Annotated in this window: 2 protein-coding genes; both read left to right on the top strand. The window is 69.3% G+C overall.

Features of this window, described 5'->3' with window-relative positions; all coding sequences use genetic code 11:
- Positions 1-3,605: autotransporter domain-containing protein (locus FQU96_RS43100; protein WP_146547366.1), on the top strand; the 3,605-nt coding region annotated here is incomplete at its 5' end.
- A gap of 207 nt (positions 3,606-3,812) precedes the next feature.
- Positions 3,813-10,868 (top strand): autotransporter-associated beta strand repeat-containing protein (locus FQU96_RS43095; protein ID WP_178131204.1); only part of this gene is annotated, 7,056 nt, incomplete at its 3' end.

Raw genomic sequence — 10,868 nt, 5'->3', positions numbered from 1 at the left:
CCGTCCAGTTCGGCGCCGGCACCGGTGCGATCAACTTCAACCACACCAGCTCCGCCTACACCTTCGCACCTTCCATCACCGGCAACGGCACCATCAACGTGCTGGCCGGCACCACCATCCTCACGCCCGACAGCAGCGCCTTCACCGGCACCACCACCGTCTCGGGCGGCACCCTGCGTGTCGACGGCACCTTGGGCGGCACCGTCAACGTCACCACCGGCGGCACGCTGGGCGGCACCGGCACCATCACCGGACCGGTCACCGTCGGCGGCACACTGTCCGCCGGCGCCAGTCCCGGCACGCTCACTGTCGGCACACTCACGCTCAACGCGGGCTCCACATCACGCTTCGAGCTGAGCTCTCCCGGCGTCGTCGGCGGCACCACCAACGACCTCGTCGTCGTCACCGGCAACCTCACTCTGGGTGGTGCTCTGGACGCCCAAGTCGCCGCCGGCGGTTATTACCGCCTCTTCAACTACGGCGGCACCTTGTCTGGTGCCTTCGACAGCACCGCCGTCACCGGCACTGGCGGCTTCACCGTCGCGCGCCAACAGGTCGAAACCGCCATCCCCAACCAGGTCAACCTCGCCGTGGTCGGCACCGGCCAGACCCTGCACTTCTGGGATGGCGCCGACAGCACCGGCAACGGCAGCGTCGACGGCGGCACCGGCACCTGGGATGGTCCCGGCACCAACTGGACCGGACAACCCGGACAGGCCAACGTCAACGGCACCTGGGGCGGCTCCGTCGGCGTCTTCGCCGGCGCCGCGGGCACCGTCACTGTTGCCGGCACGCAGGCCTTTGACACGCTGCAGTTCTCCACCACCGGCTATGTGCTGAGCGGCGGCACGCTCGCTATCGCGCCCGCCGTCGGCACGACGGGTACGATCACCGTCGACGCCGGCGTGGCCGCCACCATCGGTTCGGTCATCGCCGACGGCACGGGCAGCGGCCTCAACAAGATCGGTGCCGGCACGCTCATCCTCACCGGCGCCAACACCTACAGCGGCGGCACCACCATCACCGCCGGCACCCTGCAGATCGGTGACGGCGCGGCCCGCGGCTCCATCATCGGCAATGTCGTCAACCACGGCGTGCTGGCGTTCGGCCAGACCGGCAACAACGCGGCCTTTGCCGGCGTGATCTCGGGCAGCGGCAGCCTGCAGGTCAGGAACGACGCCAGGGTCGTCCTCACCGGCGCCAACACCTACACCGGCGGCACGATCATCGATCGGGGTGTCCTGCAGATCGGCGATGGTTTCGGCGGCACGTCGGGCTCCATCGTCGGCAACGTCGTCGTCGCGACCGAAGACGCCTACCTGGCGTTTGCCCGCGCCGACACCACCACCTTCGACGGCATCGTCTCGGGTGCCGGTGGTCTCCTGCAGAGCGGCGGCACCCTCATCCTGACCGCCGCCCACACCTATACCGCCAACACCCGGATCGAGGGCGGCACACTCGTCCTCGGCGCCGGCGGCTCGATCGCCAACAGCAGCCGCGTCGCTCTGAGCGATGCCAGCGCCGTGTTCGACATCACGGCTGCCGGCAACCAGACCATCAACAACTTGTCCGGCGTCGCCGGTTCCACCGTCCGCCTCGGCGCCAATACCCTCACCGTCGCCGTCTCCCGGGACCGCACCTTCAGCGGCGACATCACCGGCACCGGCGGCCTGACCGTCACCGGCACCAGCGCTCTGACGCTCAACGGCAGCAACACCTACACCGGCACCACATCCGTCGCCGCCGGCACCCTCATCCTCGGTGCCGCCGGATCAATCGCACCCAGCAGCGGCGTCGCCGTCGCCGCCGGCGCGACGCTGGCCACCACCGGCGGCGGCAGCCACACCGTGCGCAACCTTGCCGGCGCCGCCGGATCGACCGTCACGCTGGACTCGGCGCTGACCGTCGACACCGCCACCGCTACCGCCTTTGATGGCACCATCACCGGCGCCGGCAGCCTGATCAAATCAGGCGCATCAACCTGGACCTTCGGCGGCACGGCCAGCCATACCGGCGGCACCACCGTCAACGCCGGCACACTGCGGGTCAACGGCACGGTGGGCGGCACGGTTACCGTCAACACCGGCGGTACGCTGGGCGGCACCGGCACCGTCGGCACCATCGTCGCCAACAGCGGCGGCACGGTGGCGCCCGGCAACTCCATCGGCACGCTCAACGTTGCCGGCAACGTCAGCTTTGCGCCCGGGTCGACCTACGAAGTCGAGATCGAACCGGCGGGCACCAGCGACCGTCTGCGCGCCACCGGCACCGCCACGCTGAGCGGCGGCACCGTCTCCGTCATCAAGGCCGCCGGCAGCTATACATCAGGCACCCGCTACACCATCCTCACTGCCGCCGGTGGCGTCAGCGGCACCTTCGACGGCTTCACCCAGAACCTGCCCTTCATCAGCCTGGCGCTCGCCTACGATCCCAACACCGTCTTCCTCGACGTCACCCGCAATACCGTCTCCTTCTGCAGCCTCGCCGGCTCGGCCAACCAGTGCGCGGCCGCCAACGGTGCCGAGAGCCTCAGGGCCGGCAACCCGCTCTACGACGCCATCGCCAGCCTGCCCGATGCGGCGTCGGCACAGCGCGCGTTCAACGCCATCTCCGGCGAGGTGCACGCCTCGACCAGGAGCGCACTCATCGAGGACAGCCATTATCTGCGTGATGCCGTCGTCGCTCGCACCCGACTCTCCGGCACATCGACCGCCGCCGGGCCGCAGTTCGCCGCGCTGGCGCAGGCCACAGACCAGAGCCAGCGCCCCCAGGACGGCACCGCCATCACCGCCTGGTTCCAGGGCTTCGGCGCCATCGCCCGCACCTCGGGCGACGGCAACGCCGCCACCGCCAAGCGCACCACCGGCGGCTTCTTCATCGGCGCCGACACCAAGATCGCCGACACCTGGACCATCGGCCTCGCCACCGGCTACAGCCGCTCGACCATCGATGTCGATGGCCGATCCTCGCGCGCCACCATCGACTCCTATCACCTCGCCCTCTACGGCGGCGCTCAGTTCGGACCCGTCGGCGTGCGCCTCGGTGCGTCGCACACCTGGCACTCCATCGACAGCAGCCGCAGCATCACCTTCCCCGGTGTGGCTGACGCCGCGCGTGCCGACTACAAGGCCCGCACCACGCAGGTCTTCGGCGATGTCGGCTATACGGTGGCCCTCGGCGACGTCGCGCTCGAGCCGTTCGCCAGCCTCGCCTGGGTCCATCTCAGCACCAACCGCTTCGGCGAGCGCGGTGGTATCGCCGCACTGCGCACCCGCGGCGGCAGCGACAGCAACCTGTTCTCGACACTCGGCATCCGCGCCGCAGCCCAGGTATGGAACGACCAGAACAAGACGCTCACCCTGCGCGGCACCCTTGGCTGGCGCCATGCCTTCGGCGACGTGACGCCCGCCGCCCGCATGGCCTTCGCCGGCGGCGCCTCCTTCGGCGTCGAGGGCACGCCCATCGCCCGCAACGCCGTCGTCGTCGAGGCCGGCTTCGACCTCAAGGTCGGGTCGTCCTTTACCGTCGGTGCCGGCTATTCAGGCGTCCTCGCCTCGGGCGCCCGCGATCACGCCTTCAAAGGCAACCTCTCTTACAAGTTCTGAACCTGGGACCGCGGGCAGCCTGCCCTGAGCTTGCCGAAGGGTCCCGCCCGCATCTTCGTAGCGCAAAGACATGAGCGGGCGGGACGCCCGCGCTCCCAGGATTTATTTGTTCCACGGGCGAATCTGTTTTGGATCCGTGACCGGTTGGCGCCGGGCGCTCTCGTAAAGTGCAGCCCAAAGTTGGGTGCATTTTTTGGAGCGTTCGCCATGACTCGCGGCTATCACCACTGGCGCCAGGCCCTGGCCGGCTCCACCGCGCTGATCGCCGTCTCCCTCGCCGCCTCACTCGCCCTGGCCGACGGCGGCAGCGGCGGATCGGCGCCCGGCGTGCCCGCCACGGGCGGCGGCGGCTACGGACAACCCGGCGACGATGCCACCACAACGAATGCCGGTGGTGGCGGTGGCGGCGCCGGTGGCAATGGCGGCAGCGGCTGGAACAATCCCGGCTCCGGCGGCAACGCCGGCAGCGGCCCCGGCCTCGACGGCGGCAACGGCGTCACCGGACCGGCGGATGCCGGTGGCGGCGGCGGCGGTGGCGGCGGCGCCAACGGCGCGACCAACACCTTGCCATCCACCGCGGTCACCGGTGGCCGTGGCGGCGACGGCGGTCATGGCGGCACCGGCAGCGGGGGTGGTGGCGGCGGCGGCGGCGAGGGCGGCTATGGTGTGCACAACTCCGGCAGCGGCGGGATAAGCCAGACCGTCACCGGTGGCGCCGGCGGCACCGGCGGCAATGGCACGACCCTCCACGGCGGCGGCCAGGGCGGCGTTGGTGGTGTCGGACTCCTGGCGGCGACTGCCTCGATCGATATTTACAGCGCCGTCACCGGCGGTGCCGGCGGCCTCGGCGGCGACGGCAGCACCGGCGGTCCCCTCGGGTTCACCGCCGTCGGTGGCGGCGGCGGCGCCGGTGGCACCGGTGCCGCGCTGACCAACACGACGATCCGCATCAACGGCACCATCACCGGCGGCAATGGCGGCCTGGGCGGCATGGGCCTGACCAACACCGGCACCGCGGTCGCTCGCAACGGCGCCGGCGCCGGCGGCATCGGCATCGAGGGCTCGAATATCAACATCATCACCAACGGCACCATATCGGGCGGCTTCCGGGGTGATGGCATCGGTGACGAGAGCAGTCGCAATCTTGCGATCCGCTTCACGGGCGGCACCAACCGCCTGGAGATATGGGCCGCCTCGGTGATCAACGGCGCCGTCGATGCCCGCACCGGCACCAACACCCTGGCTCTGGGTGGCAATGCCAACAGCACGATCGACGTCAGCAAGTTTACCGGGGCAACCCCGCAGTACATGGGTTTCAAGGCCTTCGAGACAACCGGCGCTGGCATCTGGACGCTGACCGGCACCACGACCGACGTCACGCCCTGGACCGTCCGCGGCCGCCTCAGCATTGCTGAGGACGGCAGCCTGGGCGACATATCGAGCCCGCTGGCATTGACGGGTGGCACGTTGATCACCACCGCCACCATTACGACGGCGCGCTCTATCGTTACGGCCAGCGGCAGCGGCGGCGCGATCCAAACCGACGCCGATCTGACCCTGACGGGAACCATCAGCGGCACCGGCTCCTTCTGGAAGCGCGGCACCGCCACGCTGACCGTGACAGGCACCAGCACCTATGACGGCAGCCTGTATATTATAGGCGGTACCATGGCCGTGTCCGGCGGCCGTCTGACGATAACAGGTGGTGCGGGCACTGAAGTCTCCACTGGCGCCACCCTGATCGTTTCGGGTCCGACGTCGGTCTTCGAGACGTCCCGTATCCTACTTGGCCTCAACGGCAGTGGGACATTGCGCATCACCGATGGTGGCCGCGTGACGGCTCAGGGCCCTCTCGATCTTTGGGCTACCGCATCGACCGTCTCCGTCTCCGGCGCGGGCTCCACCCTGGTCTTCAACGGACTCAGGCCCACCTCCAGTGGGCAGAGTACAACGACCGTCAGCGCGGGTGGGCGAGTCACTTCCAGCGGTGATGTCGTGATCGGTCGCGGCGCATCGGACACGATCACCGTGACGGGTGCCGGGTCGGTGTGGGAACATGTCACCGCCAGCGGCCTGATCATCGGCTGGAATAGTTCCGCAGCGCTGACCGTGGCCGACGGCGGCCTCTTCTCGGTGATCAACGGTACCGGCACCATCGTTGTCGCGCAAAACGGCTTTCCTGGGACCAGCAGCACACTGAACATCGGCGCTGCCGCCGGCGCGCCACCCGTCGCGCCGGGCACGGTCCAGGCTGCCGCGGTCCAGTTCGGCCCTGTCTCGTTCGGCCCTGCCGCCGGCGCGGTCACCTTCAACCACACCAGCACGGATTACACCTTCACGCCCGCCATCATCGGCAAAGGCGCCATCAACGTGCTGGCCGGCACCTCCACCCTCACTGCCGACAGCAGCGCCTTCACCGGCACCACCACCGTCGCGGGCGGCACGCTGCGCGTCGACGGTAAACTCGGTGGCACCGTCACCGTCAACACCGGCGGCACACTGGGCGGTACCGGCACCATCGCCGGACCCGTCACCGTCGGCGGCGGCGCCACGCTCTCGGCCGGCGCCAGCCCCGGCACGCTCACCGTCGGCACATTGACGCTCAACGCCGGCTCCACCTCGCGCTTCGAGCTCAATTCTCCCGGCGTCGTTGGCGGCAGCACCAACGACCTCGTCGTCGTCACCGGCAACCTCACCCTGGGCGGTACGCTCGACGCCCAAGTCGCCGCCGCTGGCTTCTACCGTCTCTTCAACTACGGCGGCAGTCTGACCGGCGCCTTCGACACCACCACCGCCACTGGCACCGGCGGCTTCACCGCCGCCCGACAGCAGGTCGAGACCAGCATCCCCAACCAGGTCAACCTCGCCGTCATCGGCGCCGGACAGACCCTGCAGTTCTGGGACGGCGATGGCGCCGGCAACGCCGGCAACGGCACCGTCGACGGCGGCACCGGCACCTGGAGCAGCGCCGCCGCCAACTGGACCGGCCAGCCCGGACAGGCCACCATCAACGGCACCTGGGGCGGCTCGGTCGGCATCTTCGCCGGCACCGCCGGCTCGGTCACGGTCAGCGGCACACAAGCGTTCGACACGCTGCAGTTTTCCACCACCGGCTACACGCTGACCGGCGGCACGCTCACGCTGGCGCCCGCCACCGGCACCACCGGCACGATCAACGTCGACGCCAACGTGGCGGCCACCATCGGCTCGGTCATCGCCGACGGCACCGGCAACGGCCTCAACAAGATCGGCGCCGGCACCCTGATCCTCACTGGCGCCAACACCTACAGCGGCGGCACCACCATCACCACCGGCACATTGCAGATCGGTGACGGCATCAGCAACGGCAGGATCACCGGCAACGTCGTCAACAACGGCGTCCTGGTGTTCGCCAATAGCGACAATGACAGCTTCGCCGGCGTGATCTCGGGCAGCGGCAGCGTGCAGTACGACGGCAGCGGCCTCGTGAAACTCACCGGCGACAACACCTATACCGGCGGCACGATCATCCGCCGGGGTGCTCTTTTCATCGGTGACGGCGGCACGTCGGGCGCCATCGTCGGCAACGTCGTCGTCGCCGCGAACGCTTCGCTGGCATTTGCCCGGGCCGACACCGCCACATTCGACGGCGTCGTCTCGGGCGACGGCGGCATCTATCAGTACAGCGGCACCACCGTGCTCACGGCTGCTCACACCTATACCGGCGACACCGGGATCGTTGGTGGCACACTCGCCCTCGGCGCCGGCGGCTCGATCGCCCACAGCCAAGACGTCAGGCTGGGGTTCGGCGCGGCGTTGGACATCACCGCCGCCGGCGACCAGACCATCAACAATCTGTCCTCCACCATCGGCGCTGCCGTCCAGCTCGGCGTCAACACGCTCACCGTCAACGTCACCAGCGACCGCGCTTTCAACGGCGCCATCACCGGCACCGGCGGCCTCGTCGTCACCGGCACCAGCGCCCTGACGCTCGACGGCAGCAACACCTACACCGGCGCCACCACGGTCGCTGCCGGCACTCTCACGCTGGGCGCCAGTGGATCGATCGCACCCAGCAGCGCCGTCACAGTCGCCACCGGTGCGACGCTGGCCACCACGGGCGGTGGCAGCCACACCGTGCGCCATCTCGCCGGCGTTGCCGGGTCGACCGTCACGCTGGACTCGGCGCTGACCGTCGATACGGCCACCGCCACCGCCTTCGACGGCACCATCTCCGGCAACGGCAGCCTGATCAAATCGGGTGCCGCGTCCTGGACCTTCGGCGGCTCGGCCAGCCATACCGGTGGCACCACCATCGATGCCGGCACCTTGCTGGTCAACGGCACGATAGGTGGCACCGTCACCGTCAATGCCGGCGGGACGCTCGGCGGCACCGGCACCATCACCGGGCCCGTCACGGTCGGCGGCACGCTGTCGGCCGGTGCCAGCCCCGGCACCCTCACAGTCGGCACATTGACGCTCAATCGTGGTTCGACGTCGCGCTTCGAGTTGAACAGCCCCGGCGTCGTCGGTGGTGCCAGCAACGACCTCGTCATCGTCACCGGCGGCCTGACCCTGGGTGGCGCGCTCGACGCCCAGGTCGCCGCCGGTGGCTACTATCGCCTCTTCAACTACGGCAGCACGCTCGCCGGCGCCTTCGACACCACCGCCGTCACCGGCACCGGTGGCTTCACCGTCGCCCGCCACCAGGTCGAGACCGCCCCCAACCAGGTCAATCTCGCGGTGGTCGGTACCGGGCAGACCTTGCAGTTCTGGGACGGCGGCGACAGCACCGGCAACGGCACCGTCGACGGCGGCGCCGGCACCTGGGATGGTCCCGGTACCAACTGGACCGGCCAGCCCGGACAGGCCAACACCAACGGCACCTGGGGTGGCTCGGTCGGCGTCTTCGCCGGCACCGCCGGCGGCACCGTCACCGTTGTCGGCACGCAGGCCTTCGACACGCTGCAGTTCTCGACCACCGGTTACAGGCTGACCGGCGGCACGCTCACCCTGTCGCCGGCCACCGGCACAACAGGCACCATCAATGTCGATGCCGGCATCACGGCCACCATCGGTTCGGTCATCGCCGACGGCACCGGCACCGGCCTCAACAAGATCGGGCCCGGCACCTTGATCCTCACCGGCGCCAACACCTACAGCGGCGGTACCACGATCACCGCCGGCACACTGCAGATCGGCGACGGCGAGGCCCGCGGGTCGATCATCGGCAACGTCGTCAACAACGGCGTGTTGGCTTTCGCCAACCAATTCGATGACACCTTCGCCGGCGTGATCTCGGGCAGTGGTAGCGTGCGCTACGACGCCGTGGGCAGATTGACCCTTACCGGCGCCAACACCTACACCGGCGGCACGATCATCCGCCGGGGTGCCATTTTTATCGGTGACGGTATCGGCGGCACGTCGGGCTCCATCGTCGGCAATGTTGTCGTTGATGGCGGTTACCTGGCGTTTGCGCGGTCCGACACCTACACATTCGACGGCATCATCTCGGGTACCGGCGGCATTCTTCAGTACGGCGCCGAAACCGGCGGTGGCACCACCGTGCTGACCGCCGCCCATACCTATACCGGCAGCACCCGGATCTTCGTTGGAACCCTGGCGCTGGGTGCCGGCGGCTCAATCGCCCACAGCAGCTTCGTCAGTGTGGATTCTGAGGCGACGTTCGACATCACCGCCGCCGGCAACCAGACCATCAACAACCTGATCGGCCCCACCGGTTCCACCGTCCGCCTCGGCGCCAACACGCTGACCGTCGCCGTCTCCGAAGACGGCACCTTCAGCGGCGCCATTACTGGCACGGGCGGCCTGACCGTCACCGGCACCAATGCCCTGACGCTCAACGGCAGCAACACCTACACCGGCGCCACCACGGTCGCCGCCGGCACCCTCACCTTGGGCGCCGCCGGTTCGATCGCGCCCAGCAGCGCCGTCACCGTCGCCGCCGGCGCGACGCTCGCCACCACCGGCGGCGGCAGCCACACCGTGCGCAACCTCGCCGGCGCCGCCGGTGCGACCGTCTCCCTCGACTCGGCGCTGACCGTCGATACGGCCACCGCCACTGCTTTCGACGGCACCATCACCGGCAGCGGCAGCCTGATCAAATCGGGCGCATCAACCTGGACCTTCGGCGGCTCGGCCAGCCATACCGGCGGCACCGCGATCAATGCCGGCATCCTGCGGGCCAACGGCACGCTGGGCGGCAGCGTCACCGTCAACGCCGGCGGCACGCTGGGCGGCACCGGCACTGTCGGCGGCATCGTTGCCAACAACGGCGGCACCGTCAGCCCCGGCAGTTCCATCGGTACCCTCAACGTCGCCGGCAACGTCAGCTTCGCGCCCGGCTCCACCTACGAGGTCGAGATCGAACCGGCGGGCACCAGCGACCGCCTGAACGCCACCGGCACCGCCACGCTGAGCGGCGGCACCGTCTCCGTCATCAAGGCCGCCGGCAGCTACACATCAGGCACGCGCTACACCATCCTCACCGCCAATGCCGGTGTCAGCGGCACCTTCGACGGCTACACGCAGAACCTGCCTTTCATCAACCTCGCGCTCGCCTACGATCCCAACAACGTCTTCCTCGACGTCACGCGCAATACCGCTTCCTTCTGCAGCCTCGCCGGTGCACCCAACCAGTGCGCCGTCGCCAACGGCGCCGAGAGCCTCGGTGCCGGCAATCCGCTCTACGACGCCATCGCCAGCCTGCCCGATGCCGCGTCCGCTCGGCGTGCCTTCAACGCCTTGTCGGGTGAGGTCCATGCCTCGACCCGTTCGGCATTGATCGAGGACAGCCACTACCTGCGTGACGCCGTCGTCGCCAGAACCCGACTCTCCGGCGTTGCGACGACGGCCGCACCGCAGGTCGCCGCGCTGGCACAGGCCACTGACCAAAGCCAGCGCCCCCAGGACGGCACCGCCATCACCGCCTGGTTCCAGGGCTTCGGTGCCATCGCCCGCACCTCGGGTGACGGCAACGCCACCACCACCAAGCGCACCACCGGCGGCTTCTTCATCGGTGCCGACACCAAGATCGCCGACACCTGGACCGTTGGCCTCGCCACCGGCTACAGCCGCAGCACCGTCGATGTCGATGGCCGATCCTCGCGCGCCACTATCGACAGCTACCATCTCGCCCTCTACGGCGGCGCACAGTTCGGTGCGATCGGCGTGCGTCTCGGTGCATCCCATACCTGGCACTCCATCGACAGCAGCCGCTCCATCACCTTCCCCGGTGTGGCTGACGCCGCGCGGGCCGACTAC

The sequence above is a fragment of the Reyranella sp. CPCC 100927 genome, assembly GCF_007859315.1.
GTDB lineage: Bacteria > Pseudomonadota > Alphaproteobacteria > Reyranellales > Reyranellaceae > Vineibacter.
Note: the sequence above shows the minus strand (reverse complement) of the source record. Positions and strands in the feature narration are given on the sequence as shown.